The sequence below is a fragment of the Pedococcus sp. P1_H8 genome (assembly GCF_056405175.1).
The window spans coordinates 218,645-244,655 of sequence record NZ_JBFUCP010000006.1; the positions used below are offsets into that span (position 1 = coordinate 218,645).

The window sequence follows — 26,011 nt, forward strand, 5'->3', positions numbered from 1 at the left end:
AAGACTGAAACCCATGCCTGCTCCTGACGCCGCCCAGCGCGAGGCCGCGCACAACCTCGAGGTCATCAAGGCGATGCGGGAGGCCGAGGAGGCGATCCTCGCCCGTGCCCCCGAGCACGACCTGCAGCCGAGCCTTGACCGGATCGCCGCCGTCATGGAGCTGCTCGGCGACCCCCAGCGCACCTATCCGGTCATCCACCTCACCGGGACCAACGGCAAGACGTCGACGACCCGCATCATCGACTCGCTCCTGCGTGAGATGGGCCTGAAGACGGGCCGGTTCACCTCGCCGCACCTGCACAGCGTGCGCGAGCGGATCGCCTTCTCCGGCGAGCCGATCAGTGCCGAGAAGTTCCTCGAGGCCTACGACGACGTGCTGCCGATCATCGAGATCGTCGACGCCCGCTCGGTCGCGGACGGTGGTCCGCGGATGACCTACTTCGAGGTCCTCGTCGCGGTGGCGTATGCCGCGTTCGCCGACGCCCCGGTCGACGTCGCGATCGTGGAGGTGGGCCTCGGTGGCAGCTGGGACGCCACCAACGTGGCCGACGGGTCGGTCGCCGTCGTCACGCCCATCGCGCTGGACCACCAGCACTTCCTCGGCAACGACGTCGTCGACATCGCCACCGAGAAGTCCGGCATCATCAAGGCCGACGCGGTCGCCGTCATCGGGGTCCAGGAGCCGGACGTCGCACAGATCCTGGCCGACCGCGCGACGGAGGTCGGCGCCCGGATCGCCTTCGAGGGCAACGACTTCGGACTGCTGACACGGGACGTGGGTGTCGGGGGACAGCAGATCGCCATCCGCGGTCTGGGCGGCGACTACGAGGACCTGTTCCTGCCTCTCCACGGCGCGCACCAGGCGCACAACGCCACGCAGGCCCTCGTTGCGGTGGAGGCGTTCTTCGGTGGGGGAGAGCAGCGGCTGGACCCCGACATCGTCCGGGCGGGCCTTGCTCGGGTCGCCTCCCCGGGTCGTCTGGAGATCGTGCGGCGCTCACCGACCGTCATCGTGGACGCGGCACACAACCCCGCCGGCGCGATGGCCCTGCGGGACGCCCTGGAGGACTCGTTCAACTTCGCGAAGATCGTGGGGGTCATCGCCATCCTCAAGGACAAGGACGCCACCGAGATGCTCGAGATCCTCGAGCCGGTGCTCGACCACGTGGTGGTCTCGCGCACGACCTCGCCGCGCGCCATGCGGCCCGACGACCTGGGTGAGCTGGCCGTCGACATCTTCGGGGAGGACCGGGTCACGGTGGTCCAGGACCTGCCGGACGCACTGGACGTCGCGGCGGGACTCGCCGACGAGGGTGGTGTCGGGGGTGGCGTGCTCGCGACGGGTTCGGTCACCACCGCCGCCGAGGTGCGCATGCTGCTCGGCGCGACCGACGTCTGAACCGGTCGCGCCGACAGCAGGTGGCCGCGGCTACTTCTTGCCGATGTTTCCCACGTCGAGGTGGCCCTTGCCTTCGGCTTTGGCGTGCTTCTCGGCGCGCTTCTCCTTGATGGACTTGCCCGCCTTCTTGGCCAGGTGTTGTCGAGGTGACTTGTCGGCCATGGCTGTGCTCCCAGCGCTAGGAAGCCTGAATGACTCCGTACCCCGACAGTACGCCTCCTCCGCCGACGCGAACGCCCAAGATCCACGACCAACGGGACCGGTCCGGCTCGAGTCCGGCCACACGGCATACCCTCGGAGCATGTTCGGGAAGTTGATCGTCCTCGTCATCGTCGTTGCGGTGGCCTTCTGGCTGCTCACCAAGTTCCGTGACTCGGGCCGGGGCGGTCGATGAAGGGCATCGTCTTCTACGGTGCGCTCGGCAAGTTCACCTGGCGAATGCTCGCGACCGTCCTCGGCAGCCAGGGGGTCGTGGTGTTCCTCGGTGCGCTGGTGGCCCGTGGCCTGGCCAGCGCCGAGGGTGACGACCGCAGCCATGCCTGGTTGTGGACCGGTGTCGGACTCGCCGTGCTCTGCTGGCTCGCCGCGGGGATGATGCGTCGGCCGTGGGGTGTGACGCTCGGCTGGGTCATCCAGGTGCTGACCTTCGCCAGCGCGGTGGTGGTGCCCGCCATGCTCGGCGTCGGGTTCATTTTCCTGGCGCTGTGGGTGGGCTCGCTGGTCCTGTGCCGCCGGGTGGAGGACCAGGTGGCGGCACGTCAGCAGGCCGACGTCGCCCAGCAGCAGTAGCAACTCCAGCTGCGGGAGCTGCGGTCAGGAGGGCCAGCGGGAGCCACAGCTTGGCCGGCCAGATGGCGGCACGCTCGGCGAGCCCTGACCAGTGGTCGGCGCCGAGCAGCCCCGCGAAGCCGACCACGCCGGCGATGGCCACTCCGGCCAGGCCCAGCCCCACCTGCCGGAGCCGGCCGGGGGCGAGCAGCCTGGCGTGCAGCAGGAGGGCGAGCGGCTGGGCCACGAAGACGGGGAGCGCGACGAGGGAATGAGCCAGGGGATGAGAGTCCACGGGCAGCAGTCCCACGCACACCGAACCCAGCCCGGCCACGACCCACAGCCAGCCCGCGAAGGCGGATCGTCCGTGCGCCCTGAGCAGCCGGATGGCCCCCAGGGCCTGGAGGATCCCGAACAGGATGAACGTGAGGTTCATCAGCAGCGGAGCCGACGAGCACCCACCCTCGTCGGGGGAGCAGCTCGTGCCGAGAGCGCTGATCGTGTCGTCGGCCAGCGAGTAGCCCACGCCCGCCAGGAGAGCCAACGCGATCTCGAGGGCGACGTAGCCAGGCTGGACCAGCCACGCGGCATACGTGAGGTCCTTGCTCGTCCCTGCCACCTGTCGCACACCGCGACGCTAGTGCCTGGGGTTCGTCGGTAGGCTGGCGGGCGTGACGACGCAGACCGAACGCTCCCTTGTCCTGGTCAAGCCCGACGGTTTCGCCCGCGGCCTCAGCGGCGAGGTGCTTCGCCGGATCGAGGCGAAGGGCTACACCCTCGTCGCGCTGGCCGTGACCACCCCGACCCGCGAGCAGCTCGCCGAGCACTACGCCGAGCACGAGGGCAAGCCGTTCTACGAGCCGCTCGTCGAGTTCATGTCCAGCGGCCAGGTGACCGCCGTCGTGATCGAGGGCAACCGTTGCATCGAGGGCTTCCGTGCGCTCGCCGGTGCCACCGACCCGACTGCTGCGTTGCCCGGCACCATCCGCGGCGACCTCGGCCGCGACTGGGGCAAGAAGGTCCAGGAGAACATCGTGCACGGCTCGGACTCCCCGGAGTCGGCCGTCCGCGAGATCGCGATCTGGTTCCCGAACCTCTAGTTGCGGGACCCCAGACCCCTAGGACGTCTCGAGGTCGTCGAGACCGCTGATCACCACTTCGAGGAGCGCGGCCAGCTGGTCGCGCTCCTCGCGTGTCAGGCCGGCGAGGGTGTCGGACTCGACGACGTTGGCCTCGCGCACGGCCGCCTCGAACAGCTCCCAGCCCTGGTCGGTGAGCTCGACGAGGACGCGGGTGCGGTTCTGCGGATCGGGGGAGCGGCGCACCACGCCGCGCTCGGTCATCCGGTCCAGCCGGTGCGTCATCGAGGAGGCCGCGACGTTCGTCGCGTCGGCCAGCCGGCTCGGCGTGAGCGGCTTGCCGTCCGCGGTGGCCAGCTGCGCAACCACTGACCACTCGCCGTGGGAGAGGTCGAGGTCCACGAGCTGGCGCGTGTACCACTGCTCGAGCTTTCGGCTCAGGGAGTTCACGGCCGTGATGACGCGTTGCACTGACTCGTCCCCGCCCGCCGCGACGTAGGTCGCGACGGCTTCCCGGTACTGCTCTTGGGCGCTCTGGGCGCTCTGGGCGCGCTGGGCGCTCTTGGACCTCGGAGGCATGCCGTCATCTTCGCATGCTAAGATTTCGATATCGAAATATTCGACCTCGAAGAACTGTTGAAGTGACCATGCGCGCCCGTCTGTTGATCCTCGCCTCCGCCGTAGCCATGCTCGGCTGGGGCACCGTCCTGCCCTACCAGTACGCCTACGCCGCGACGACGCGCGGCTGGGGCTCGCTGGTGGCGGCGGCGGCATCGAGCCTCTTCTCGGTGGGAGCGCTCCTGGCCGCTCCCGTGGGCGGCCGCCTCGCAGACCGCATGTCGCCCGTCCTGGTCGCGGTGGGCGCCAAGGTGGTCGCCGCCGCTGGTGCTGCTTCCCTCATCTGGGCGAACGGCCCGGTGTCGTTCCTCGTCGGCATGTTCGTCTTCGGCCTCGGCATCACCGCCGCAGGTCCGGCCCAGTCCGTTCTCGTGCTGCGCTGGGTCGGCGGCTCCGACCGACGCCGGGTGTTCGCGTGGCAGTTCACCGGCCAGGCCCTCGGCATGGCCGTCGGGGCGTTCGGCGCCGGTTACGTCGTCGACCTCGACCGCACATCCGGCATGTGGCCGGCCTTCGCCGCCGCCGCGGTCGGCTTCCTCGTCTCCAGCCTCCTCCTGCTCGCCGCAGGTGCCCGGCGCTGGGGTATGCCGGTTGCCTCAGCGCAGGATGAGTCCCTCACCTCCCAGGGGATCGGGGCGGCCAGCCCTCGCGAGGCGCTGCGCGCCATCTGGGCCATCCCCGCCCTGCGCTGGACGGCGCTGGTCACGGTCACCCTGGCGCTGGGCTTCTACGCCCAGTTCGAGTCGGGGCTGCCTGCCTATGCGCTCACGGTGCTGCACGTGCAGGAGACCACCATCGGCCTCGCTGCCGCCGTCAACTGCGTGGTCATCATCGCGCTGCAGATGCTGGTCGTCCGGCTGACGGCCCAGCGCAGCGGCGCGACCCTGCTGATGGGCGTCGGTGCCATCTGGACGCTGTCCTGGCTCGTGCTTTCCGCTGCCTCGCTCGCCCCCGAGCTGTCGGCGGCCCTGTTCGTCACGACGTTCGGGATCTTCGCGGTCGGCGAGACGATGTACGCCCCGGTGCTCAACCCGTTGACCGCCAGCCTGGCTCCGTCGGGTCTGGTCGGCACCACGCTCGGGTTGTTCACCGCGCTGCAGACGGGCTTCTCGGCCGCCGGTCCGCTGGTGGCCGGGGTGGTGCTCGGTGCCGGCTTCGGTGGCCTGTTCATCGGGCTGCACGTCGCGATCAGCCTGCTCGCCGTCTTCGGTGCGTGGCGGCTGCGCGCCGCGATGCGCCCCCGCCGGTCGGCCCTGCCGCGCCGCGTCGAGGCCGAGCTCGCAGCCTGAGCCACGCGGCATACCTCGCGCTGCCACCCGCAAAACGGTGGTTGCTCGGCTACACGGGATCTAGAGACCCCGTGTCGTCGAGCAACGGCCGTTTTGCTCGGGGGAGGGAGTCACACCTGTCACACCAGCCTCAGTATCGGGAGGTCTCGGGCGCGGCTCCCGGATCGCGGTGGCGAGCCGACCTAGCATCGCGGGCGTGAGAGGCGGTGCGGGCGGCTGGATGACGTTGGGTCGGGACCTGGCGATCGACCTCGGCACGGCCAACACCCTGGTCTACGAGCGGGGTCGCGGCGTCGTCCTCGACGAACCGTCCGTCGTGGCGGTCGAGGCCGCCACCGGCAAGTTGATCGCGGCCGGGAAGCGGGCCAAGGAGATGCTCGGTCGCACCCCCGGCCACGTCCGAGCGGTACGGCCGCTGGCCGACGGGGTCATCTGCGACGCAGACGTGACCGAACAGATGCTGCGGTACTTCGTCGACCAGGTGCGCCCCTCACGACTGGTCCGTCCGCGGATGGTCGTCTGCGTCCCGAGCGAGGTGACCGGAGTCGAGCGCCGCGCCCTCGAGGACGCGGCGATGCGCTCGGGCGCGCGCCGGGTCTACGTCATCGAGGAGCCCATGGCTGCGGCCATCGGCGCCGACCTGCCGGTCAACGAGACCTCGGCCTCGATGGTGGTCGACATCGGTGGCGGCACGACGGACGTCGCCGTGATCAGCCTCGGCGGCATCGTGACCGCCCGCTCCGTCCGGATTGGTGGCGACGAGATCGACGAGGCGGTGATCGCGCACGTCAAGAGTGCGTACTCCCTGCTGCTGGGCGAGCGCAGTGCCGAGGACATCAAGGTGGCCGCCGGATCGGCCTTTCCCCTGAGTGAGGAGACGAGCACCCGCGTGCGAGGCCGCGACCTGGTGAGCGGCCTGCCCAAGACCGTCACCATCTCCAGCCAGGAGGTCCGCCGGGCGATCGAGGGGCCGGTGCTGCAGATCGTCGAGCTGGTGCGCGCAACGCTCGACGTCTGCCCGCCGGAGCTGGCCGGCGACATCCTCGACAACGGGATCACGCTGACCGGCGGGGGAGCGCTGCTCCGCGGGCTCGACGAGCGGCTCCGGCACGAGCTCGGCGTCCCGGTGCGCGTCGCCGACGACCCGTTGCGGGCAGTGGTTCGCGGATCCGGCCGTTGCATCGAGGAGTTCTCCACCCTCGAGCGGGTCCTCATCGACACCCGCCGCTTTTGACAGGCTCTGGTGACCGATGCGTGCCACCTCCAGACGTCGGCTCCTCGTGGTGCTGCTGGTCCTGACCGTCGTCGCCCTCACCCTGGACGTGTCCGGTGGTCCGGGGGTGGGACCGCTTCGGTCCGCGGGTGGCACCGTGCTCGGACCTCTCGAACGCCTCCTGTCACCCAACGCTCCTCGCGACGTCGCCGATGCCCACCGCGCGCGAGACCAGGTCCTGCACAACCAGACCTCGCAGCAATCCGTTGCAGGGCAACAACTTCAGCAGCTCCTTGACTCACCCGACCTGGCCGGGAGCGAGTTCGTCCCCGCGCGGGTCGTCGCCATCGGTCGCGAGGGGGCAGCGGGACCCGAGCGGGTGACGCTCGACGCCGGGTCACGCGACGGTGTGGGCACCGACCTGTCCGTGGTCGGTGCCGCCGGTCTGGTCGGGCGGGTGGTTGCGGTCTCTCCCTGGACCTGCGACGTGCTGCTCGTCGGCAGTGCCGACCTGGTCGTGGGCGTCCGGGTCGGAGCCACCGGCACGCTTGGTGCGGTGGGCAGCGGCGCACAGGGCGCCCACCGACGTCCTGCGGGCGAGCTCAACCTCACCGTCGTCGAGCGCGGCCAGGTGCGGACCGGTGACACCGTGACCACGCTGGGCAGCGTGGGGGGATCGCCCTTTCCCCCGGGGCTGAGAGTGGGAACGGTGGAGCGCGTCGACGACGCCCCCGGCGACCTCACCCCCACAGCCTCAGTCCGTCCTGCGACCGACGTCACCACCCTGGGAGTGGTCGGCATCCTGCGCACGGGCCCTCGCTCCACCCCCAGGCCGGCCGTCACCGGCGGCGGCTGACCATGCCCCTGCCCAACCTGGCCCTCAGCCTTCGTGGCCTCCTGCTGCTCGTCGCCGCCGTGGCATCGGTGACCCTGGCCGCCCGCTCGCAGCTGGTCCTGCCCGACCTGGTCCTCCCCGTCGTGGTGGCCGGCGCCCTGCGGGCCGGGGCGTCCCGCGGTGCAATGCTCGGCCTCGCGGGTGGTTGGCTGGTCGACCTGATGCCTCCCGGTTCGTCCGTGCTCGGCACCGCAGCCCTGGTGTATGCCGCGGCCGGACTTCTCGCCGGGGCCGGCAGGCGCGAGGGGGAGGCGCCCTTCGGCTGGGTCGCCGTCGTGGGGCTGGGCAGCGCGGTGCTCGTCGCGGCCGGACGACTCGTGGTCGCGGTGCTGTCCGGGGCTGCTGTGGAGTGGCCCGTCCTCGGGCTGCGCGTGCTGCTCACTGCACTCCTGTGCGCGATGTGCGTGCCCGCCCTCATCAACCTCGAGCAGCGACTTGCCCGAGGACGACGATGAAGCGCTGGCGGCGACCGTGAAGCGTTCTCCGGTCGTGCGGGACCACTCGCCTCGCGTGTGGGTGCTCGGACTCGTGGTCCTGTGCCTCATGGGCACGCTCTTCGGTCGGTTGGGGCAGGTCCAGATCGTGGGCCACGAGGACTACCAGCGGGCGGCGGCCACCCTCAACACCCGCACGGTGACCGAACCCGCTGTCAGGGGCCGCATCCTCGACCGCACTGGTCGGCCGCTCGTGGACAACACGACCGAGACCGTGGTCACCGTCGACCGGGCCGTGCTCGTCGGGTCGGAGGACGGCGGACGCGATCTCATCCATCGGGTTGCCGGTGTGCTGGGGGCCGACTTCGACCAGCTGTGGGGGCGCACCCAGCTGTGTGGGGTCGAGGATGCACCGCCCGCCCCCGTCTGCTGGGCCGGGTCCGCCTACGTGCCGATCCCGTTGACCAGCGGCGTCGACCCCCGCAAGGCGCTCAGTCTCCTCGAACGTCCGGATCTCTTTCCAGGAGTAGGGGTTTCGGCTCAGCCAGTGCGGGACTACCCAGCCCAGCGGACCGTCAACGCTGCCCACGTGCTCGGTTTCCTCGCCCGATCGAACGCCGAGGACGTGGCGGCCTCGAAGGGCGCGATCGGCGACCTCGACCTCGTGGGTCGGTCAGGTCTGGAGCAGCAGTACGACACCCAGCTCCGGGGCAGCCCGGGAACGAGCACCGTCGCCGTCGACCCCCGCGGCATCGTCACCAGGAGACTCGGGCAGACCGACCCCGTCCCCGGTCTGGACGTCGTCACGAACCTCGACGCCAGGGTGCAGTCAGCGGCCGAGGCTGCCCTGGCCTCGGCCGTCGCCACCGCGCGCAAGCACGGCCACCCGGCCGACTCCGCCGCAGCCGTCGTCCTGGACGTCACCAACGGCGGCGTCGTCGCGGCCGCGAGCTACCCGTCCTACGATCCGGACGTCTGGACGGGTGGCGTGACTCCTGCCGAGTTCGCGCGTCTCACCGACGCGGCGGCCGGGACGCCCCTGGTCTCGCGCGTGACCTCGGCGGCGTTCTCGCCTGCCTCGACCTTCAAGGTGGTCAGCCTGCCCGCCGCGGTCAGGGCCGGGAACTCGCTCGACGGGACCTACAACTGCACGTCGAGCTACACGATCGGGAACCGCCGGTTCGCCAACTTCGAGTCCCGCGCCTATGGTCCGATCTCCCTGCGCAAGGCCGTCGAGGTCTCCTGCGACACGATCTTCTACGACTTCGCCTACCGATCCTGGTTGGCGCAGGGCGGACTCGCCGCGAAGTCCGATGCGAAGGACCCCTTCATCGCGATGGCCGACGCATTCGGACTGGGCCGGGCCACCGGGATCGACCTGCCCGGCGAACAGGCTGGGCGGATCCCCGACCGCACGTGGAAGCAGCGGCAGTGGGACCAGACCCGCGCCGAGACCTGCAGCCGCGCCAGGTCCGGCTACCCGGAGCTGGCGCGCGCCGACCCCACCCGCGCGGCATACCTCAAGGCACTTGCCGTCGAGAACTGTCAGAGCGGCTTCCAGTTCCGTGCCGGTGACGCGGCGAACTTCGCGATCGGCCAGGGCGACATCACGGTGACACCCCTGCAGATGGCCCAGGTCTACTCGGCCATCGCCAACGGCGGGACGCTCTGGAAGCCGGAGGTCGCGCGCGCCTTCGTGGCTGCGGGCGGGGCGACGGAACCTCTGGCCCCGGTCAGGACGGGAACCGTGGCCTTTCCCGCAGGCGCGCTGTCCTTCCTGCGGGGGGCGCTCGCGGGGGTCGTGACGTCGGGCACGGCCAAGGGGGCCTTCGCCGGCTTCCCGCTCGACCAGTGGCCAGTGGCGGGCAAGACGGGCACCGCCGAGGCCTTCGGCAAGCAGGACACTGCCTGGTTCGTGTCCTACGCACCGGCCACCAAGCCGCGGTATGCCGTGGCGGTGGTCGTCTCGCAGGGCGGCACCGGAGGCGAGGGCGCCGCACCCGTTGCCCGGCGGATCCACGAGGTCCTGCGCACCCTGAAGTAGGGACGGGCGAAGTGGGGCGCTGGTCGGACAGTCAGTAGGCTGACCGCCATGGCTGACTTCGATGTCGTAGTTCTCGGTGCTGGTCCTGGCGGGTACGTCGCGGCGATCCGCGCCTCCCAGCTCGGTCTCAAGGCCGCGGTGGTCGAGTCCAAGTACTGGGGTGGGGTCTGCCTCAATGTCGGGTGCATCCCGTCGAAGGCGCTCCTGCGCAACGCCGAGCTGTCCCACATCCTGACGCACGAGAAGGACAAGTTCGGGATCGAGGGCGACGCGACGATGGCTTTCGGCCCCGCGCACACCCGCTCGCGCGCCGTGTCTGCGGGCATCGTCAAGGGCGTCCACTTCCTGATGAAGAAGAACAAGATCACCGAGATCGACGGCTGGGGCACGGTGACCAGCCCGACCTCGATCGACGTCGCGCTCAGCTCGGGTGAGAAGCAGACGGTCACCTTCGACAAGCTCATCATCGCCACCGGCGCCACGACCCGGCTCATCCCCGGCACGTCGCTGTCGGACCGCGTCGTGACCTACGAGGAGCAGATCCTCACCGACCAGCTGCCCGGCTCGATCGTCATCGCCGGGTCCGGTGCCATCGGCGTCGAGTTCGCCTACGTCCTGAAGAACTTCGGGGTCGACGTGACCATCGTGGAGTTCCTCGACCGGATGGTGCCGACCGAGGACGCCGAGGTGTCCAAGGAGCTGCTCCGGCACTACAAGAAGCTCGGGGTCACGGTCCTGCTCTCGACCAAGGTCGAGTCGATCGACGACAGCGGCGAGAAGGTGAAGGTGACGGTGTCGCCGGCCGCCGGTGGTGAGTCGACGGTCATCGAGACCGACAAGGTGCTCCAGGCGATCGGCTTCGCCCCGCGGCTCGAGGGCTACGGCCTCGAGTCGCTCGGCGTGGCCACCGAACGCGGTGCCATCGTCATCGACGACCACTGCCGCACGAACGTCGACAACGTCTATGCGATCGGCGACGTGACCGGCAAGCTCATGCTGGCCCACACGGCCGAGGCGCAGGGCGTCGTCGCCGCCGAGACCATGGCGGGTGCCGAGACCATGCCGGTCGAGTACGACTTCATCCCGCGGGCGACGTTCTGCCAGCCCCAGATCGCCTCGTTCGGCTACACGGAGCAGCAGGCCAGGGACAAGGGCTTCGACGTCAAGGTCGCGAAGTTCCCGTTCTCCGCCAACGGCAAGGCGATGGGCCTCGGCGACGCCGTCGGCTTCGTCAAGGTCGTGGCCGACGCCAAGCACAACGAGATCATCGGCGCCCACCTCATCGGCCCGGAGGTGACCGAGCTGCTGCCGGCGCTGACCCTGGCGCAGAAGTGGGACCTCACGGCAGACGAGGTCGCCCGCAACGTCTTCGCCCACCCGACGCTGTCCGAGGCGGTCAAGGAAGCCGTCGAGGGCATCGCCGGCCACATGATCAACCTCTGATCGTCCACTGATCCCTGTCGTTCACTGATCCCTGTCGTCTCGCCGTCCGCCCGCGGACAGTTCGGAGTTTCCCGGTATGCCGCGCGTCAGCCTGCCGATCACGACCGAGAGGCTCGTCCTGCGCAGCTTCCGTCCAGGTGACGAGGACGACGTCTTCGCCTACCGGTCGGTGGCGTCCGTCGTGAGGTACATCCCCGGCGAGCCCAAGACCCGCGAGCAGGTGGCGGACCTCGTGGCCGAGCGGGCCACCGCCGGCCGCGTCGACGAGAAGTCACCGATCCTCACCCTCGCGGTCGAGCTCGGCGGTCGCGTCATCGGGGACGTGCTCATCCACCTCGACGGACTCGACGGCCACGACGGACGGCAGGCCGAGATCGGCTGGGTCTTCGCCCCGGATGTGGCGGGTCATGGCTACGCGACCGAGGCGGCCAGAGCCATCGCTGACGCGGCGTTCCGTGAGGTCGGGGTGCACCGCGTGTGGGCCCAGCTCGAGCCGGTCAACACCGGGTCGTCGCGCATCTGCGAACGGCTGGGCATGCGCCGCGAGGCCATGTTCGAGAAGGCCTCGTGGTTCAAGGAGCAGTGGACCGACCTGGCGATCTACGCCCTGCGCGCCGACGAGTGGTTGGCCGAGGCTGACTCCTGAGTTCCCGCACTGCGACTCCGACCTCGGAGCGCCGCTCGCCGCTGCCCGCGCTCACCGGACTGCGCGTCCTGGCGGCCGCCTGGGTGGTGCTGTTCCACTACCGCCCCGACCTCGAGGCGCTCGCCCCGTGGACGGTGCCTGCCGACACCCTGATGCGGGCGGGCTACCTCGGCGTGGACCTGTTCTTTCCGTTGAGCGGCTTCATCCTGGCCTACAACTACGCCGACTCCATGCAGACCTTCTCTGCCCAGGCGACGGTCTCGTTCATCCGCAACCGGTTCGCGCGCGTCTGGCCGGTGCACGTCGTGGCGCTGAACATCGACCTCGCCATGGCCGTCGCCATGGGGACCCTCGGCGTAGGCGAGGGCGGGCAGCGGCGCACGCCCGCGGCATACGGGCAGAACGTGCTCATGGTGCACAACTGGTTCAACGACCGGCCCAGCTTCAACGGTCCGGCGTGGTCGATCGGCTCGGAATGGTTCGCCTACCTCGTGGCGCCCTTGCTCTTCGTGCTCGCCGCGCGGGTGGTCCGGGCCCGCAGCTCCGTGCTGCTCGCCGCCCTGTCGTATGCCGTGATGCTCACCGTCTTCGCGGTGTTCGCCCTGCCCAACGGCAACCTCGAGCACATGTTCTACGTGCGAATCATGGGTGAGTTCGTCGCCGGGGCGTTCCTCTGCCTCGCCTGGGTGCGCGGCGGCGTGGCCCTCGGACGACTGGCTCCGCTGCTGCCTGTCGTCGTGCTCGTGGTGGCCCTGGTCCCGGCGGTCGCGTCCGGCGACTACTGGATGGCCCCGGTGATGGGGCTGGTCGTGGCGGTCGTGGCGACGGCCGGGGGCTCGGTGTGGCGCTGGCTCTCCACGCCGTTCATGGTGGCCGCGGGAGAGGCGTCGTACTGCCTCTACATGACCCACTACCTCCTGCGTCCGGTCATCACGTGGCTGCGTGAGTGGGGCGAGGACGCCTGGTGGACGGCAGGTCTGGCGGTCGTGGCGCTGGTGCTCGTCCTCGGCGGCGCCGCCTGGCTGATGCACGTCCTGGTCGAACGCCCGGCGCGAACGTTCCTGCACGCGCGTTCGCGGGCCGTCGCCCGCCCTGAGCCCGAAGCCGAGATCGAACGTCAGCACGATCGGGAGCCCGAACTGGCGGGTACCCGCGGCTGATCTGGCTACGTGGTTGGCTTTGCTGCCTTCCCGGCGGTTGCCTTCTTGGCCGTTGCCTTCTTGACCTTGGGCGGCAGGGTGGCGATGTGGTCTCGCGCGCGGTCCGTCCAAGCCGACGTCTCCTCATCGGACAGGTCAGAGGGCAGCGACAGCCATCCGTTCATCGGGCGTTCGGCCGGTCCGAACGGACCGCTGCCGGGGAGTGCCTGCAGCTCCTCCAGCCCTGCGGGGTCGAGCTTGACCCCGACGTCCTCACCGAACAACCCGGCATACATGTTGCCGTTGACGAACGCGCCGACACTGCCGAACATCGGCTTGACCTCGACCCCTGGCGCGTCGCTGATCAGGCTCCGGAAGCGGGCCTTGGCCTCGTCACTGTGCTTGGGCATCTGCATGTCCCCATCCAACACCGCTTGCGCCCGCCTGGGGAGCACGCGGAGGAGCACGCGGGGGGAACACGCGGGGCGGCCAGGCGGCGATTAGGGGCCCAACCCGCCCGCTGGTAACCTTGGAACCGCCGTAGACCGGCCGCGGATCCAGAGAGCCCAGGTGAACCAGCCCTGGCGCACCGCGCAACGATCACACAAAGGAGCAGTGCCGACCCATGCCGTTGAGCCTCGACGTCAAGAAGAAGATCATGTCCGAGTACGCCACGCACGAGGGCGACACCGGTTCCCCCGAGGTCCAGGTGGCGATGCTGACGCAGCGCATCCTCGACCTCACCGAGCACTCGCGCCAGCACAAGCACGACCACCACAGCCGCCGCGGCCTGCTCCTCCTGGTCGGCCAGCGTCGCCGGCTCCTGCGCTACCTCGAGAGTGTCGACGTCGAGCGTTACCGCTCGCTGATCAAGCGCCTCGGTCTGCGCCGCTAAGCATTCGACAGGGACGGTCCTCCATGAGGGCCGTCCCTCTCGCATGGGGTAGGCACCACGCCGCCCGCGTTCAGCACCACCCACGAAGAACACCCGTGCACAACGACGATGCACCAGGGTCACCAGAACAAAAGAAGGAGGGCCCAATGGAGGGTCCAGAGATCCACTTCGCCGAAGCGACCATCGACAATGGTTCGTTCGGCACCCGCACGGTCCGGTTCGAGACCGGACGCCTGGCCAAGCAGGCCGGTGGCGCAGTTGCCGCCTACCTGGATGAGGACACGATGCTCCTCTCCACCACCACCGCCGGGAAGCACCCGCGCGAAGGTTTCGACTTCTTCCCCCTGACGGTCGACGTCGAGGAGCGGATGTATGCCGCGGGCAAGATCCCCGGCTCGTTCTTCCGCCGCGAGGGTCGCCCGTCGACCGACGCGATCCTCACCTGCCGCCTGATCGACCGCCCGCTGCGCCCGACCTTCACCAAGGGTCTGCGCAACGAGGTCCAGGTCGTCATCTCGGTGCTCGCGCTCAACCCCGACCACCAGTACGACGTGCTCGCCATCAACGCGGCCAGCGCCTCCACCCAGATCTCGGGTCTGCCGTTCTCCGGTCCGATCGGTGGCGTCCGCGTCTCGCTGATCGACGGCCAGTGGGTTGCCTTCCCGAACTTCTCCGACATCGAGCGCTCGACCTTCGACATGGTCGTCGCGGGCCGCATCGCGGGCGATGACGTCGCGATCATGATGGTCGAGGCCGAGTCCACCGAGTCGACCTGGAACCTCGTCAAGAACGAGGGCAAGCAGGCTCCGACCGAAGAGGTCGTCGCCGAGGGCCTCGAGGCCGCCAAGAAGTTCATCAAGGTCCTGTGCGAGGCCCAGGCCGACCTGGCGAGCAAGTCCGCCAAGCCGGTCCAGGAGTTCCCGATCTTCCTCGACTACCAGGACGACACGTACGCCGCCGTCGAGGCTGCGACCTCCGACGACCTGGCGCAGGCGCTCACCATCGCCGGCAAGCAGGAGCGCGAGGACCGTATCGACGAGCTGAAGGACTCCATGAAGGAGAAGCTCGCCGGTGAGTTCGAGGGCCGCGAGAAGGAGCTGTCCGCGGCCTACAAGTCCGTGCAGAAGAAGCTGATCCGTCAGCGCATCCTGCGCGACAAGGTCCGCATCGACGGCCGTGGCCTCGCTGACATCCGCGCCCTGGGCGCGGAGGTCGAGGTGCTGCCGCGCGTGCACGGTTCGGCCATCTTCGAGCGTGGCGAGACCCAGATCATGGGCGTCACCACGCTGAACATGCTCCGCATGGAGCAGCAGCTCGACACGTTGTCGCCCGTGACGCGCAAGCGCTACATGCACAACTACAACTTCCCGCCCTACTCCACCGGTGAGACCGGTCGGGTGGGTTCGCCGAAGCGTCGCGAGATCGGTCACGGAGCGCTCGCCGAGCGGGCCCTGATGCCCGTGCTGCCGACCCGCGAGGAGTTCCCCTACGCGATCCGCCAGGTGTCCGAGGCTCTCGGCTCCAACGGGTCGACGTCGATGGGCTCGGTCTGCGCCTCCACCCTGTCGCTGCTCAACGCCGGTGTGCCGCTGCGCGCCGCCGTCGCGGGCATCGCGATGGGCCTCATCTCCGAGGAGGTCGACGGTGAGACGCAGTACGCCGCGCTGACCGACATCCTGGGTGCCGAGGACGCGTTCGGTGACATGGACTTCAAGGTCGCCGGTACCCGCGAGTTCGTCACGGCCATCCAGCTCGACACCAAGCTCGACGGCATCCCCGCCTCGGTGCTCGGCAGCGCGCTGACCCAGGCTCGCGACGCCCGCCTGCACATCCTCGACGTCATGAACGAGGCCATCGACGCACCCGACGAGATGAGCCCCTTCGCTCCTCGCGTGATCTCGGTGCAGGTCCCGATCGACAAGATCGGCGAGGTCATCGGGCCGAAGGGCAAGATGATCAACCAGATCCAGGACGAGACCGGCGCGCAGATCTCGATCGAGGACGACGGCACGATCTACATCGGTGCGACCGACGGCCCTTCGGCCGAGGCCGCCCGGGCCCAGATCAACGCCATCGCGAACCCGCAGATGCCGGAGATCGGCGAGCGCTTCCTGGGCACCGTGGTCAAGACCACGACCTTCGGTGCGTTCATCTCCCTGCTGCCGGGCAAGGACGGTCTGCTGCACATCTCCGAGGTGCGCAAGCTCGTCGGTGGCAAGCGGATCGAGGCCGTCGAGGACGTCCTGGCCGTGGGCCAGAAGGTCCAGGTCGAGCTCAAGGAGATCGACCCGCGCGGCAAGCTGTCCCTCGCGGCAGTGCTCGCCGAGGGTGAGGGCGGCGACGCCGAGGCAGGCGACGAGGCCCCGGCCCCGACCGCCGACGCCGACGCCGACGCACCCCGCGACGAGCGCGGAGAGCGTGACGACAGCGGCGAGCGTCGTGACGGTGGTCGCAGCCGCAACCGCCGTCGTGGCGGACGCGGTGAGCGCAGTGGCGACGACCGTGGGGTCGACGTGTCCGACAGCGCGGCTCCGGCCACGTCGGAGGACGCGGCGGGCTGAGCCCACGCACCACCGCACCTGACAGCGGGCCGGCATACCCCATCGGTATGCCGGCCCGGTCGAACGGGCAGTTCGCCAGCTCGAGCTCGGTCTCGTCGTCGGTCGGGGAGGGCTCGTAGCCGTGCCGCGCCAGCAGCTCCGACACGGTGCGCAGCTCAGCCTCGGGGCCACGAGCGCGGGGGGTGCCCCGTGCCAGTGCCCGACCCGCGTCGCTCGCCGCGTCGTCGATCGCCCGGTCGAGCGTCACGTGGTCGCGCCCCACTCGTTCGACGGCGTCGGCGAGGACGGCGGCGGCCAGGTCGTACTGCCGGGCGGGGAGCGACACCGACACCTCGCCCCGGGCGCGGCGGTAGAGCTTGGAGGGTCGGCCCGCGCCCGGCCCCCGGCGGCCGCTCAGGCGGCGGAACTCGACCTCGAGCAGGCCCTCGTCGACGAGCCGGTCGAGGTGGAACTTCACCGAGTGGAGCGGGAGTCCCACGGCCTCGGCCGCCTGCTCGCGACTGACCGCCGTGCGCTGCCTCGCCACGTGGTCGTACAACGCCCGTCGGGACGGCTCGGCGAGGGCGCCCACGGACTCGATGCCGTCGTGCACGTCGTGCACGTCGTGAGCTTCGGGCGACATTCACGCTCCTCGAACGGCTCGTTGACTAATGGGGACACCACTCCTAAAGTCAATCTAACACTCCTTTAGAAAGTGGAGTAGTGAGTGGACCAAAGAGCCGAGCCAGAGGATGACGCATGACTGACGACCGGACCTTCGTCGTGATCGGTGGCGGGCTGGCTGGCGCCAAGACCGCCGAGGCCCTGCGCGAGCGCGGCTTCGAGGGGCGCGTCGTGCTCTTCGCGGGCGAGCCGCACCTGCCCTACGAGCGGCCGCCGTTGTCCAAGGACTACCTCAAGACAGGTGACAAGCTCGAGGACGTCTACGTCCACGACGAGGACTGGTATGCCGGTCACGACATCGACGTGCGCACTGGCACGACCGTGGTGAGCATCGACCGCGACGCCCGAGAGGTGGTGGCCGACACCGGTGAACGCACGGCCTACGACCGGGTCGTCCTCGCGACCGGTAGCGCTCCGCGACGGCTCACCATCCCCGGTGCCGACCTCGACGGGGTGTTCTCGCTGCGCACGATCGAGGACAGCCAGGCGATCCGTGCCGCGCTCGGCCCCGGGCGGCGCATCGTCTTCATCGGCGGCGGCTGGATCGGGCTGGAGGTGGCGTCGGCGGCGCGCGAGGCCGGTGCCGAGGTCACGGTGCTGGAAGCGCTCGACCTGCCGCTGGTGCGAGTGCTCGGGCCGACGATCGCCCAGGTGTTCGCGGACCTGCACCGCGAGCACGGAGTCGACCTGCGGACCGGCGTGACGGTCGAGGCCGTGGAGGGCGACTCTGCCGTCACGGGCGTGCGGCTCGCGGACGGTTCGGTCGTGCCGGCCGATGCCGTCGTGGTGGGGATCGGGGCGACTCCCAACGTCGAGCTCGCGCAGGCTGCGGGGCTGGACGTCGACAACGGCGTGACGGCCGACGCGGTGGGGCGCACGAGCGACGCCGACATCTTCGCGGTGGGGGACGTCGCGAACGTCGAGCACCCGTTCCTCGGGCAGCGGATCCGCGTCGAGCACTGGGCCAACGCCCTCAACCAGCCCCCGCTGGTGGCCGCGGCGATGCTCGACCAGGAGGGGCCGGAGGCGGAGCTGCCCTACTTCTACACCGACCAGTACGACCTCGGGATGGAGTACCACGGCCTCGGGAGTCCGGACGACGACGTCGTCGTGCGCGGAGACCTGGCGACACGGGAGTTCGTGGCGTTCTGGCTGCGCGACGGCCGGGTTTCCGCGGGGATGAACGTCAACGTGTGGGACGTCGGGGACGCGGTCAAGGCCCTGATCCGGTCGAGGAGCGTGGTCGCGCCGGACCGGCTGGCCGACCCCGCGCTGCCGTTGGAAGGGCTCAGCGGGAAACCCTGACCTGACCTTTACCTTCGCGACCTGTCCCAGCCGTTTCCTATTCGCCGTGGCCGTGGTGTGATGCCCCATCGGCCCGGACCACCGTCCCAAGGCTGTCAATCCTGAGTTCGCCTTGGAGGACTGCTGTGCGCCTACCCCGCAAGCACGTGATGGGAGCGGTGGGCGCCATAGCCCTCACCGCCGGAGTTGTGAGCATCGCCCCGATGAGTGCCCTCGCGGCGCCCTCGGTCGGTGCGCCCGTGGTGATCAACGAGGTCTACGGCGGCGGCGGCAACACCGGCGCGACGTACCGCAACGACTTCATCGAGCTGGTCAACACCAGCGCGTCCACAGTGAACCTCAACGGCTGGTCGGTGCAGTACGCCGGGTCGACCGGTGTCTCGTGGCAGGTCACCGGGCTGGCCGGGTTCCTGCCGGCCGGGGGCAGCTACGTCGTCCGTGAGGCCGCGGGCACCGCCGGGACCACCGAGGTCCCGTTCGATGCTTCCGGAACCATCGCGATGGCCGGCGGCGCCGGCAAGGTGGCCCTGGTCAACAACGTCACGCCGCTCGGCGGGACGGCCACCCCGTGCACCGCGAAGTCCGGCCTCAACCCGTGCTCCGCCCAGCCCTCCGTGGTCGACTTCGTCGGCTTCGGCGCGGCGAACGACTACGCGGGGACCGGCCCCACGCCGGCCCCGAGCAACACCGTGTCGGTCAGCCGCAAGGCGGGACCGCAGAACACCGCCGACAACGCCGCCGACTTCGCCGCCGGGGCCCCGAGCCCGGTGGCGTGCGGCACGACCTGCACGACGCCGCCCGGCCCGGAAGAGAAGACGATCGCCGAGATCCAGGGCACGGGTCCGAGCACCCAGCTGTCGGGGCAGACGGTGACCACCAAGGGGGTCGTCACCGCGGCCTACCCCACGGGCGGGTTGCACGGCTTCTACATCCAGACCCAGGGGACCGGTCCCGAGCCGAGCTCGTCCGGCGCCTCCGAGGGACTCTTCGTCTTCCAGACGGGCGGCTCCGGCAGCCCCCTCGACCCCGACGTCGAGGTCGGCAACTACGTTCAGGTGACCGGTGCGGTCAGCGAGTTCCGGAGCGCATCGACCGACCCGGGGACCCTGACCGAGATCACCGCTTCCGCGGCGAACATCAGCGACGCGGGCAGCGAGTTCAGCCCGGTCCAGCCGCTGACCGTGCCGTGGCCGACCACCGGCGCCGGGCGTGAGTCGATCGAGAGCATGCTCTTCCAGCCCACCGGCGACTACACCGTGACCAACACCTTCGGCACCAACCAGTTCGGCGAGGTCGGCCTGGCCGTGGGTGACCACCCGCTGCTGCAGAACACCGAGGTGGGCGCCCCCGGCAGCCCCGAGGCCGCGGCCGTCGTGGCCGACAACGCCACGCGCGCGGTGACCCTCGACGACGGTGCCTCCAGCAACTTCACGGCGAGCAGCTTCAGCGCAGCGACCTGCGCCGGCCGTCCGATCCCGTGCCTGCTCAACGGCGACCTGACGCCCGCCTACGTCTCCAACACCAAGCCGGTCCGGGTCGGCGAGGCGGCCACCTTCACCGCTCCCGTCGTCGTGGACTACCGGTTCAACCTGTGGCGCTTCCAGCCGACGGCCCAGGTCGTCGGCCCCGACAACGCGACGTCACCGGTCAGCTTCGAGAACACCCGCACGGCTGCGCCCGACACCGCCGACATCAACCAGCTCGGCACTCCCGACCTCAAGGTCGCCTCGTTCAACGTCCTCAACTACTTCACCGATCTCGGCGACGCCGACCCGACCTGCGTGGCCTTCTACGACCGCGACGACAACGGCGACACGGTCCGCGGCGTCGACGGCAGCCCCTGCACCCGGCGGGGTGCCTGGGATGCCGGTGACCTCGCTCGCCAGACCGAGAAGGAGGTGTCGGCGATCACCGCGCTCGACGCCGACGTCGTCGGGCTGATGGAGATCGAGAACTCCGCACGGTTCGGTCACGACCGTGACGCTGCCCTGGCGGCGCTCGTTGCGGCGTTGAACGCGAAGGCGGGCGCCGGCACCTGGGCGTTCGTCCCGTCCTCGACCGACCTGCCCTCGCCAGACGAGCAGGACTTCATCACCAGCGCCATCATCTACCAGCCAGCCACCGTCATGCGGGTCGACCGGTCGCGCGCCCTGGGCGACCAGAGCGAGGATGGCCAGGCCTTCGGCAACGCCCGTGAGCCCATCGCCCAGACCTTCAAGGCGAAGACCGGCAAGGGCGACAAGTTCCTGTTCGTCGTCAACCACTTCAAGTCCAAGGGTTCGGCCGGTCCGTTCCCGGGCGACGCCGACAGCGGCGACGGCCAGGGTGCGTCGGTCACCAGCCGCATCCTGCAGGCCCAGGCCCTCCGCGACTGGGTGCCCGGGGTCGCAGCCGAGTACGGCGCCAAGGGGATCGTCATGGCAGGCGACTACAACTCGTACACGATGGAGGACCCGCTGGACGTCCTCTACAAGGCGGGCTACACCGACGTCGGCAGTCGCTTCGACCCGAACAGCTACTCGTACTCGTTCAGCGGGCTGTCCGGTTCGCTGGACCACATCCTCGTCAACGACCACGCACTGCGGATGTCGACCGGGGCCGACCACTGGAACATCAACTCCGGTGAGTCGGTGGCCATGGAGTACAGCCGGTACAACTACCACTCGACCGACTTCCACGACCCGGGGCCGTACCGGTCGTCCGACCACGACCCGGTCGTTCTGGGACTCACGGCCTTCGTGAAGTAGTCGAACCAGCTCCGCGAGCGACGGGGCCCGGTCTCCCGAACGGGGGACCGGGCCCGTCGTCGTGGGCAGGTGGTTACGCTGGCGACCGTGAGTGACACGATCAAGGTGGCCGTGATCGGTGCGGCAGGACGCATGGGCGCCCAGGTGTGCCGGGCGGTCGCCGACGCGCCGGACCTCGAGCTGGTCGGGCAGTTCGACCAGGCCGACGAGCTCGGCGACCTCGGCGGTGCCGCTGTCGTCGTGGAGTTCTCGGTCCCGGCTGCGTCCCCGGCCAACGTGGCGCACTGCGTCGCCCGTGGCGTGCACGTCGTCGTCGGCACGACAGGGTGGGACGAGGGGCGGCTGGCGTCGGTGCGCGACCAGCTCACCGAGCACCCGTCCGTGGGCGTGCTCATCGCCCCGAACTTCGCCATCGGTGCCATCTTGATGATGCGCTTCGCCCAGCAGGCCGCACGGTTCTACGAGTCGGTGGAGGTGGTCGAGCTGCACCACCCCAACAAGGTGGACGCGCCATCGGGCACGGCAGCACGCACCGCCAGCCTCATCGCCGCCGCCCGCGCTGACGCCGGACTTGGCGCCGTCCCGGACGCCACCACCCAGGATCCCGACGGGGCACGCGGCGGGCGCGTCGACGGCATACCCGTGCACTCGATCCGGCTGCGTGGGCTGGTCGCCCACCAGGAGGTCCTGCTCGGTGGTGAGGGTGAGATGCTCACCCTGCGCCACGACTCGTTCGACCGGACCTCCTTCATGCCAGGTGTCCTCGAGGGGATTCGCGGGGTCGCCGCCCACCCCGGGCTGACCGTCGGGCTCGAGCACTACCTCGGCCTGGACGACTGAGTGCGCGAGAAGGTCACCGCTCTGGTCCTGCTCGCGGTGCTGGGGTTCTACTGCGCGACCATCGGCTGGCGGGGAGTCGAGCTGGTCCGGGACGGTCGGCCCGTGGCCGTGCTGTTCGGTATCGCCGTGATCCTCATCCCGGTCGTCGCGCTGCTGGCGATGATGCCACTGGTGAGGCTCGCGCGGGATGGCTCGCGAATGATGGCGCAGGCCCGGGAGTCGGGTGCCCACGGCGCCTGGGCTGACGAGCTCGAGCAGGCGGAGACCTGTCGGGTCGCCAAGGACCGCAAGGGCGAGCAGGCGCACTACCGCGCCGCGGTGCGGGCCTGGCGGACCTCGCGTCCCTGAGACGCGCGGCATACCGTGGTGGCATGCACCGTTCGCGCATCGGCATCGTCCTCATCGACCATCCTGGCGAGCACTACGACGCAGGCCTCGCGTTCTGGGCAGGTGCGCAGGGCGTGCGCCCGGTCGAGGACGGTCCCTATGCGAGCGTCGGCGAGATCGGGACCCTGAACCTCGAGGTCCAGCGACTCGAGGACGGACCGCCGCGCGTCCACCTGGACATCGAGACGGACAACGTCCGTGCCGAGGTCGGGCGGCTGACGGCCCTCGGTGCGACCACGGTGGACGACCGGGGTCGCTACGTCATCATGGCTGATCCTGGCGGAGTGATCTTCTGCGTCGTCGGGATCCAGACCGGTGACAGGTTCCTCGAGGATGCTCGCGAGTGGCCGTGACCGTTGGGGTCGGGGCAGCGACCTCTGGGGCCGGGGCGTGGCTTCGGGGGGTCAGGGCAGGCCGAGGAGCCGCAGTCCCGCCGCGACCGCGGCCGCCAGCACCACCACGACGATGAACGGCGCCCGCAGCACCAGTGCCACCATGGCCACACCGACCGCGGCAGCACGCGAGTCGAGCGTGATCGCCCCCGAGCTCGAGGTCAGGGTCTGCACGCCGACGAGGGCGGCCAACAAGGCGATGGGCAACGCCGAGGTGATCCGCGTCGTCCGTTCGCCGTCGAGCCACGACGCCGGCACGACGTAGCCGAGGTACTTGAGGACGAAGGCCAGCCCGCACGCGATGAGCAGGGCGGTCCACGTGCTCATGGTGTGGTCTCCGGCTTCGCGGTCCCGGGTGGCGCGGTCCCGGTTTGCAGCGCCGCCTCGTCAGGCCACTGGTGCGGTGGCGACGGGTCGTGGTGCGCGCGTTGCCACACGCCCGCCAGCAGTGCGGTGCAGGCGGCGACCAGGACGGGGACGCCGGCAGGAGCATGCGGCGCGACGAGCACGGCGATCACCGCGGCCAGGACGGCGATGGCGACGGCATCCCGCGACTTCAGCCGCGGCCAGAGAAGGGCGCAGAAGGCTGCCGCCGCGGCGGCGTCGAGTCCGTAGCGGCGGGGATCGCCCATGGCATCGCCGACGACCGAGCCGACCAGCGTCGTCGCGTTCCACAGCACGAAGACCCCTACGCCGGTCACCCAGAAGCCGAGTCGCGCGGCGACCGTCTCGGGCTGGGCGACACTGACTGCCGTCGACTCGTCGATGGTCAACTGGGCGGCGAAGACCTTCCGGAGCCCACGCACGTCCAGCATCCGCGCGACCTGCAGTCCGTACAGGCCGTTGCGGACGCCGAGGAGGGTGGAGGTGGCGATGGCGGCGGGTCCGCCGGCCGCCCCAGCCGCCATGACCCCCACGAAGGCGAACTGCGACCCGCCCGAGAACAGCAGCAGCGACAGCACCTGCGTCTGCAGGATGGACAGCCCCGCGGCGACCGACAGGGCACCGAAGCTGATGCCGTAGGTCCCCGTCGCCACCGCCACGGACAGGGCCTGGCGCACGACCCGGGAACGGCGTTCCGGGGTCAGGGTCGTGCTCACCGGCCCGGAGGTTCCGGCGTGATGTCGGCGACCAGGCGGACCTCGCGTGCGGTCTCACCGTCGGGGGAGACCACCCGGTCGCGGAACGCGCCGTCAGGGTTGAGCCCCGCGGCGAGGAGGAAGGCCCGGGTGGCTTCGTCGCCGGCCAGCACCCAGGTGTGCAAGCGGTCCGCACCGGCGCCGCGCAGCGTGTCGACGGCCGCGTTCAGCAGCCGTGACCCGTGTCCGACCCGACGTGCCTGTGGGTGAACCCCGAGGGCCGACAGCTCACCAGTGCCTGGGGACGCATCAGGGTCCTGGCTCGGGCCGATGGCCGCGAAGCCGACGACCTGGTCGCCCGCGCAGGCGGCGAGCAGCCGGTAGACCCCCTGGGGAGGTGCGGCAAGGGACTGCCGCCAGACAGCCGCGAAGGCTTGTGGCTCGAAGGTCTCCAGCACCTCCGCGGGCAGCACCGCGGCATACGCCTCGCGCCACACGGTGGCCTGGACGAGCCCCACGGCAGGAGTGTCGGTCTCGCGCGCCACCCGGACGCTGGCGTCGGCGAGCGGTCCGGGGGAGGAGGTGTGACCGGCGTGGTCGTGCTGGTGAGCCATGCCCTGCATCCTGCCATCGGTGCTGCGCCGCGCTCCGGGCACGGTCGCGTCGTCCGGGGTCAGGCCCGGTCGTATGTCACCCAGCTGAAGCCGTCGCGCCGCTCACGCCGGACCTCGTGCCAGTGGGCCGGGTCGATGTCGGGGAAGCGCACATCACCCTCTGGCGACTGGTCCACCTCGGTGATCAGCAACCGGTGCGCCCACGGCATCGCCTCGGTGTAGACCTGCCCACCGCCGCAGACGAACACCTCGGCCGCGGGACCAGCCAGCGACAACGCCTCGCTGAGCGAGTGCGCGGTCTCGACGTCGGGGTGGCTCCAGTCGGCCTGGCGCGTCACGACGATGGTCCGGCGACCCGGCAGCACCCGGCCGATGGAGTCGAAGGTCTTGCGCCCCATGACCATCGGGTGGCCCATCGTCGTGCGCTTGAAGTACGCGAAGTCGTCGGGCAGGTGCCACGGCATGTCGTTGTCGGCTCCGATGACGCCGTTGCGGCCGACCGCGGCAATGAGCGTCACGTTGGTCATGGGCACAGGTTAGCGACAGCGCGCACGCGGCGGCTGGACAAGACGGCTCGGACCGCGATCGGCACGGCTCAGACCGCGATCGGGGCCTTGATCGACGGGTGTGCCTGGTAGCCCACCAGCTCGAAGTCGCCGAGGTCGAACTGGTCGATCTCCTTGCCGGAGGCGATCTTCATCTGGGGCAGGGGGAAGGGCTCACGGGTCAGCTGGAGAGTGGCCTGCTCGACGTGGTTGGAGTAGAGGTGCGCGTCGCCGAGGGTGTGCACGAAGTCGCCCGGCTCGAGGTCGCAGACCTGCGCGACCATCATCGTCAGCAGCGCGTAGGACGCGATGTTGAACGGGACGCCGAGGAAGATGTCGGCCGACCGCTGGTAGAGCTGGCAGGAGAGCCTGGCCCGGTGCCCGTCCGCCGCAGGGGACACGTAGAACTGGAACATCGTGTGGCACGGCGGCAACGCCATCGAGTCGACGTCGGCGACGTTCCACGCCGACACGATGTGTCGGCGGCTGTCGGGGTTGGTGCGGATCGACTCGATGACCTTGGCGATCTGGTCGACGTGGCCGCCGTCCGGGGTCGGCCAGGATCGCCACTGGTAGCCGTAGACCGGGCCCAGGTCGCCGTTGTCGTCCGCCCACTCGTCCCAGATGCTGATGCCCCGCTCCTGCAGCCACCGCACGTTGGAGTCGCCCCGCAGGAACCACAGCAGCTCGCCGATGATCGACTTGAGGTGGAGCTTCTTGGTCGTGAGCACCGGGAAGCCCTCGGAGAGGTCGAACCGCATCTGGTAGCCGAACACCGAACGGGTGCCCGTGCCGGTGCGGTCGGACTTGTCCGTGCCGGTGGTCATGACGTGGTCGAGGAGGTCGAGATACTGCTGCACGGACGCAGCGTAACCCGAGCCAGTGACAGCTGCCGGGACCCAACCACCACGGCTGGGTATGCCGCGTGGCCGGCCACGCGGCATACCCAGCGGTGGGCTTGGCCGAGGGCCCGATGGCGCCAGGGGGCGGCGCGTTCCCGCCAAAACCGGCGACCG

At 70.2% G+C, this 26,011-nt stretch carries 27 protein-coding genes and 1 pseudogene; 18 read left to right on the plus strand and 10 right to left on the minus strand.

Annotated elements, in window-relative coordinates:
* The first annotated feature begins 13 nt into the window (after positions 1–13).
* Positions 14–1,399: a bifunctional folylpolyglutamate synthase/dihydrofolate synthase gene (locus AC1DYG_RS10750; protein ID WP_477639843.1), complete on the plus strand. Its 1,386-nt coding sequence runs from the start codon at positions 14–16 to the stop codon at positions 1,397–1,399.
* Between the two features lie 30 nt (positions 1,400–1,429).
* Here the strand turns inward: AC1DYG_RS10750 and AC1DYG_RS10755 are convergent, their stop codons facing one another.
* Positions 1,430–1,561, minus strand: coding sequence for a hypothetical protein (locus AC1DYG_RS10755; protein WP_477639844.1), 132 nt, complete (start codon positions 1,559–1,561; stop codon positions 1,430–1,432).
* Between the two features lie 228 nt (positions 1,562–1,789).
* Here AC1DYG_RS10755 and AC1DYG_RS10760 point away from each other — a divergent pair, with 228 nt between their 5' ends.
* Complete coding sequence (locus tag AC1DYG_RS10760; RefSeq protein WP_477639845.1) at positions 1,790–2,188, plus strand: DUF4233 domain-containing protein; 399 nt, start codon at positions 1,790–1,792, stop codon at positions 2,186–2,188.
* Here AC1DYG_RS10760 and AC1DYG_RS10765 read toward each other — a convergent pair.
* Positions 2,088–2,795: a DUF998 domain-containing protein gene (locus tag AC1DYG_RS10765; protein ID WP_477639846.1), complete on the minus strand. Its 708-nt coding sequence runs from the start codon at positions 2,793–2,795 to the stop codon at positions 2,088–2,090. The two genes, AC1DYG_RS10760 and AC1DYG_RS10765, sit on opposite strands and share 101 nt — an antisense overlap.
* Before the next feature lie 43 nt (positions 2,796–2,838).
* Here AC1DYG_RS10765 and ndk point away from each other — a divergent pair, with 43 nt between their 5' ends.
* Positions 2,839–3,267: a nucleoside-diphosphate kinase gene (gene ndk / locus AC1DYG_RS10770; protein WP_477639847.1), complete on the plus strand. Its 429-nt coding sequence runs from the start codon at positions 2,839–2,841 to the stop codon at positions 3,265–3,267.
* 18 nt (positions 3,268–3,285) lie between these two features.
* Here ndk and AC1DYG_RS10775 read toward each other — a convergent pair whose 3' ends face one another.
* Positions 3,286–3,825 (minus strand): MarR family winged helix-turn-helix transcriptional regulator, encoded by a 540-nt coding sequence (locus AC1DYG_RS10775; protein ID WP_477639848.1) that lies wholly within the window; start codon positions 3,823–3,825, stop codon positions 3,286–3,288.
* 68 nt (positions 3,826–3,893) lie between these two features.
* Here AC1DYG_RS10775 and AC1DYG_RS10780 point away from each other — a divergent pair, with 68 nt between their 5' ends.
* The 8 genes from AC1DYG_RS10780 (at position 3,894) to AC1DYG_RS10815 (ending at position 12,988) form a co-directional block, all read left to right on the plus strand.
* Positions 3,894–5,153, plus strand: coding sequence for an MFS transporter (locus AC1DYG_RS10780; protein WP_477639849.1), 1,260 nt, complete (start codon positions 3,894–3,896; stop codon positions 5,151–5,153).
* 220 nt (positions 5,154–5,373) lie between these two features.
* Complete coding sequence (gene mreB, locus AC1DYG_RS10785; protein WP_477639920.1) at positions 5,374–6,387, plus strand: rod shape-determining protein MreB; 1,014 nt, start codon at positions 5,374–5,376, stop codon at positions 6,385–6,387.
* A gap of 16 nt (positions 6,388–6,403) precedes the next feature.
* Positions 6,404–7,222 carry a rod shape-determining protein MreC gene (gene mreC / locus AC1DYG_RS10790; protein ID WP_477639850.1) on the plus strand — a complete coding sequence of 273 codons (819 nt, stop codon included), beginning with the start codon at positions 6,404–6,406 and terminating at the stop codon, positions 7,220–7,222.
* A 2-nt stretch (positions 7,223–7,224) separates the two neighbouring features.
* The gene (locus AC1DYG_RS10795; protein ID WP_477639851.1) at positions 7,225–7,716 is read left to right on the plus strand and encodes a rod shape-determining protein MreD; all 492 of its coding nucleotides are present in this window, start codon (positions 7,225–7,227) and stop codon (positions 7,714–7,716) included.
* A 16-nt stretch (positions 7,717–7,732) separates the two neighbouring features.
* Positions 7,733–9,739, plus strand: coding sequence for a penicillin-binding protein 2 (mrdA, locus tag AC1DYG_RS10800; RefSeq protein ID WP_477639852.1), 2,007 nt, complete (start codon positions 7,733–7,735; stop codon positions 9,737–9,739).
* 48 nt (positions 9,740–9,787) lie between these two features.
* Positions 9,788–11,182, plus strand: coding sequence for a dihydrolipoyl dehydrogenase (lpdA, locus tag AC1DYG_RS10805; protein ID WP_477639853.1), 1,395 nt, complete (start codon positions 9,788–9,790; stop codon positions 11,180–11,182).
* Between the two features lie 76 nt (positions 11,183–11,258).
* Positions 11,259–11,828, plus strand: coding sequence for a GNAT family N-acetyltransferase (locus AC1DYG_RS10810; protein WP_477639854.1), 570 nt, complete (start codon positions 11,259–11,261; stop codon positions 11,826–11,828).
* Positions 11,829–11,887: 59 nt separating this feature from the next.
* Positions 11,888–12,988, plus strand: a complete 1,101-nt coding sequence (locus AC1DYG_RS10815) for an acyltransferase family protein (RefSeq protein ID WP_477639921.1) — start codon at positions 11,888–11,890, stop codon at positions 12,986–12,988.
* A gap of 5 nt (positions 12,989–12,993) precedes the next feature.
* Here AC1DYG_RS10815 and AC1DYG_RS10820 read toward each other — a convergent pair whose 3' ends face one another.
* A complete protein-coding gene (locus tag AC1DYG_RS10820; RefSeq protein WP_477639855.1) occupies positions 12,994–13,383 on the minus strand; it encodes a TfoX/Sxy family protein in 390 nt (129 codons plus the stop codon).
* Positions 13,384–13,592: 209 nt separating this feature from the next.
* Between AC1DYG_RS10820 and rpsO the strand changes: the two genes are divergently transcribed.
* The gene (gene rpsO / locus AC1DYG_RS10825) at positions 13,593–13,862 is read left to right on the plus strand and encodes a 30S ribosomal protein S15 (protein ID WP_140737145.1); all 270 of its coding nucleotides are present in this window, start codon (positions 13,593–13,595) and stop codon (positions 13,860–13,862) included.
* Positions 13,863–14,008: 146 nt separating this feature from the next.
* Positions 14,009–16,423: a polyribonucleotide nucleotidyltransferase gene (locus tag AC1DYG_RS10830; protein ID WP_477639856.1), complete on the plus strand. Its 2,415-nt coding sequence runs from the start codon at positions 14,009–14,011 to the stop codon at positions 16,421–16,423.
* Between the two features lie 466 nt (positions 16,424–16,889).
* Here the strand turns inward: AC1DYG_RS10830 and AC1DYG_RS10835 are convergent.
* Positions 16,890–17,045 (minus strand): annotated as a pseudogene (locus tag AC1DYG_RS10835) (hypothetical protein); the annotation flags it as partial.
* A 116-nt stretch (positions 17,046–17,161) separates the two neighbouring features.
* Here AC1DYG_RS10835 and AC1DYG_RS10840 point away from each other — a divergent pair.
* From AC1DYG_RS10840 to AC1DYG_RS10860, 5 genes are all read left to right on the plus strand, one after another.
* Positions 17,162–18,391 carry an NAD(P)/FAD-dependent oxidoreductase gene (locus AC1DYG_RS10840; protein WP_477639857.1) on the plus strand — a complete coding sequence of 410 codons (1,230 nt, stop codon included), beginning with the start codon at positions 17,162–17,164 and terminating at the stop codon, positions 18,389–18,391.
* Between the two features lie 203 nt (positions 18,392–18,594).
* The gene (locus AC1DYG_RS10845) at positions 18,595–21,138 is read left to right on the plus strand and encodes an ExeM/NucH family extracellular endonuclease (RefSeq protein WP_477639858.1); all 2,544 of its coding nucleotides are present in this window, start codon (positions 18,595–18,597) and stop codon (positions 21,136–21,138) included.
* Positions 21,139–21,225: 87 nt separating this feature from the next.
* Positions 21,226–21,978: a 4-hydroxy-tetrahydrodipicolinate reductase gene (gene dapB / locus AC1DYG_RS10850; protein ID WP_477639859.1), complete on the plus strand. Its 753-nt coding sequence runs from the start codon at positions 21,226–21,228 to the stop codon at positions 21,976–21,978.
* The gene (locus AC1DYG_RS10855) at positions 21,979–22,326 is read left to right on the plus strand and encodes a hypothetical protein (RefSeq protein WP_477639860.1); all 348 of its coding nucleotides are present in this window, start codon (positions 21,979–21,981) and stop codon (positions 22,324–22,326) included.
* Between the two features lie 23 nt (positions 22,327–22,349).
* Positions 22,350–22,718, plus strand: a complete 369-nt coding sequence (locus AC1DYG_RS10860; RefSeq protein WP_477639861.1) for a VOC family protein — start codon at positions 22,350–22,352, stop codon at positions 22,716–22,718.
* A 51-nt stretch (positions 22,719–22,769) separates the two neighbouring features.
* Here AC1DYG_RS10860 and AC1DYG_RS10865 read toward each other — a convergent pair whose 3' ends face one another.
* The 5 genes from AC1DYG_RS10865 to AC1DYG_RS10885 form a co-directional block, all read right to left on the minus strand.
* Complete coding sequence (locus tag AC1DYG_RS10865) at positions 22,770–23,084, minus strand: AzlD domain-containing protein (RefSeq protein WP_477639862.1); 315 nt, start codon at positions 23,082–23,084, stop codon at positions 22,770–22,772.
* Positions 23,081–23,857, minus strand: coding sequence for an AzlC family ABC transporter permease (locus AC1DYG_RS10870; RefSeq protein ID WP_477639863.1), 777 nt, complete (start codon positions 23,855–23,857; stop codon positions 23,081–23,083). Before AC1DYG_RS10870 ends, AC1DYG_RS10865 begins: the two co-directional genes overlap by 4 nt.
* Positions 23,854–24,450, minus strand: coding sequence for an N-acetyltransferase family protein (locus AC1DYG_RS10875; RefSeq protein ID WP_477639864.1), 597 nt, complete (start codon positions 24,448–24,450; stop codon positions 23,854–23,856). Before AC1DYG_RS10875 ends, AC1DYG_RS10870 begins: the two co-directional genes overlap by 4 nt.
* A 59-nt stretch (positions 24,451–24,509) precedes the next feature.
* Complete coding sequence (locus AC1DYG_RS10880) at positions 24,510–24,977, minus strand: dihydrofolate reductase (RefSeq protein WP_477639865.1); 468 nt, start codon at positions 24,975–24,977, stop codon at positions 24,510–24,512.
* 68 nt (positions 24,978–25,045) lie between these two features.
* Complete coding sequence (locus AC1DYG_RS10885) at positions 25,046–25,855, minus strand: thymidylate synthase (RefSeq protein WP_477639866.1); 810 nt, start codon at positions 25,853–25,855, stop codon at positions 25,046–25,048.
* Between the last annotated feature and the right edge of the window lie 156 nt (positions 25,856–26,011).

What these genes read in the sequence shown, in the direction of transcription:
- AC1DYG_RS10750 (WP_477639843.1), top strand. Translation starts at nt 14, where the DNA reads ATGCCTGCTCCTGACGCCGCCCAGCGCGAGGCCGCGCACAACCTCGAG.
- AC1DYG_RS10755 (WP_477639844.1), bottom strand. Translation starts at nt 1,561, where the DNA reads ATGGCCGACAAGTCACCTCGACAACACCTGGCCAAGAAGGCGGGCAAG.
- AC1DYG_RS10760 (WP_477639845.1), top strand. Translation starts at nt 1,790, where the DNA reads ATGAAGGGCATCGTCTTCTACGGTGCGCTCGGCAAGTTCACCTGGCGA.
- AC1DYG_RS10775 (WP_477639848.1), bottom strand. Translation starts at nt 3,825, where the DNA reads ATGCCTCCGAGGTCCAAGAGCGCCCAGCGCGCCCAGAGCGCCCAGAGC.
- AC1DYG_RS10780 (WP_477639849.1), top strand. Translation starts at nt 3,894, where the DNA reads ATGCGCGCCCGTCTGTTGATCCTCGCCTCCGCCGTAGCCATGCTCGGC.
- mreB (WP_477639920.1), top strand. Translation starts at nt 5,374, where the DNA reads ATGACGTTGGGTCGGGACCTGGCGATCGACCTCGGCACGGCCAACACC.
- mreC (WP_477639850.1), top strand. Translation starts at nt 6,404, where the DNA reads ATGCGTGCCACCTCCAGACGTCGGCTCCTCGTGGTGCTGCTGGTCCTG.
- AC1DYG_RS10795 (WP_477639851.1), top strand. Translation starts at nt 7,225, where the DNA reads ATGCCCCTGCCCAACCTGGCCCTCAGCCTTCGTGGCCTCCTGCTGCTC.
- lpdA (WP_477639853.1), top strand. Translation starts at nt 9,788, where the DNA reads ATGGCTGACTTCGATGTCGTAGTTCTCGGTGCTGGTCCTGGCGGGTAC.
- AC1DYG_RS10810 (WP_477639854.1), top strand. Translation starts at nt 11,259, where the DNA reads ATGCCGCGCGTCAGCCTGCCGATCACGACCGAGAGGCTCGTCCTGCGC.
- AC1DYG_RS10820 (WP_477639855.1), bottom strand. Translation starts at nt 13,383, where the DNA reads ATGCAGATGCCCAAGCACAGTGACGAGGCCAAGGCCCGCTTCCGGAGC.
- rpsO (WP_140737145.1), top strand. Translation starts at nt 13,593, where the DNA reads ATGCCGTTGAGCCTCGACGTCAAGAAGAAGATCATGTCCGAGTACGCC.
- AC1DYG_RS10830 (WP_477639856.1), top strand. Translation starts at nt 14,009, where the DNA reads ATGGAGGGTCCAGAGATCCACTTCGCCGAAGCGACCATCGACAATGGT.
- AC1DYG_RS10840 (WP_477639857.1), top strand. Translation starts at nt 17,162, where the DNA reads ATGACTGACGACCGGACCTTCGTCGTGATCGGTGGCGGGCTGGCTGGC.
- AC1DYG_RS10845 (WP_477639858.1), top strand. Translation starts at nt 18,595, where the DNA reads ATGAGTGCCCTCGCGGCGCCCTCGGTCGGTGCGCCCGTGGTGATCAAC.
- AC1DYG_RS10860 (WP_477639861.1), top strand. Translation starts at nt 22,350, where the DNA reads ATGCACCGTTCGCGCATCGGCATCGTCCTCATCGACCATCCTGGCGAG.
- AC1DYG_RS10865 (WP_477639862.1), bottom strand. Translation starts at nt 23,084, where the DNA reads ATGAGCACGTGGACCGCCCTGCTCATCGCGTGCGGGCTGGCCTTCGTC.
- AC1DYG_RS10875 (WP_477639864.1), bottom strand. Translation starts at nt 24,450, where the DNA reads ATGGCTCACCAGCACGACCACGCCGGTCACACCTCCTCCCCCGGACCG.
- AC1DYG_RS10880 (WP_477639865.1), bottom strand. Translation starts at nt 24,977, where the DNA reads ATGACCAACGTGACGCTCATTGCCGCGGTCGGCCGCAACGGCGTCATC.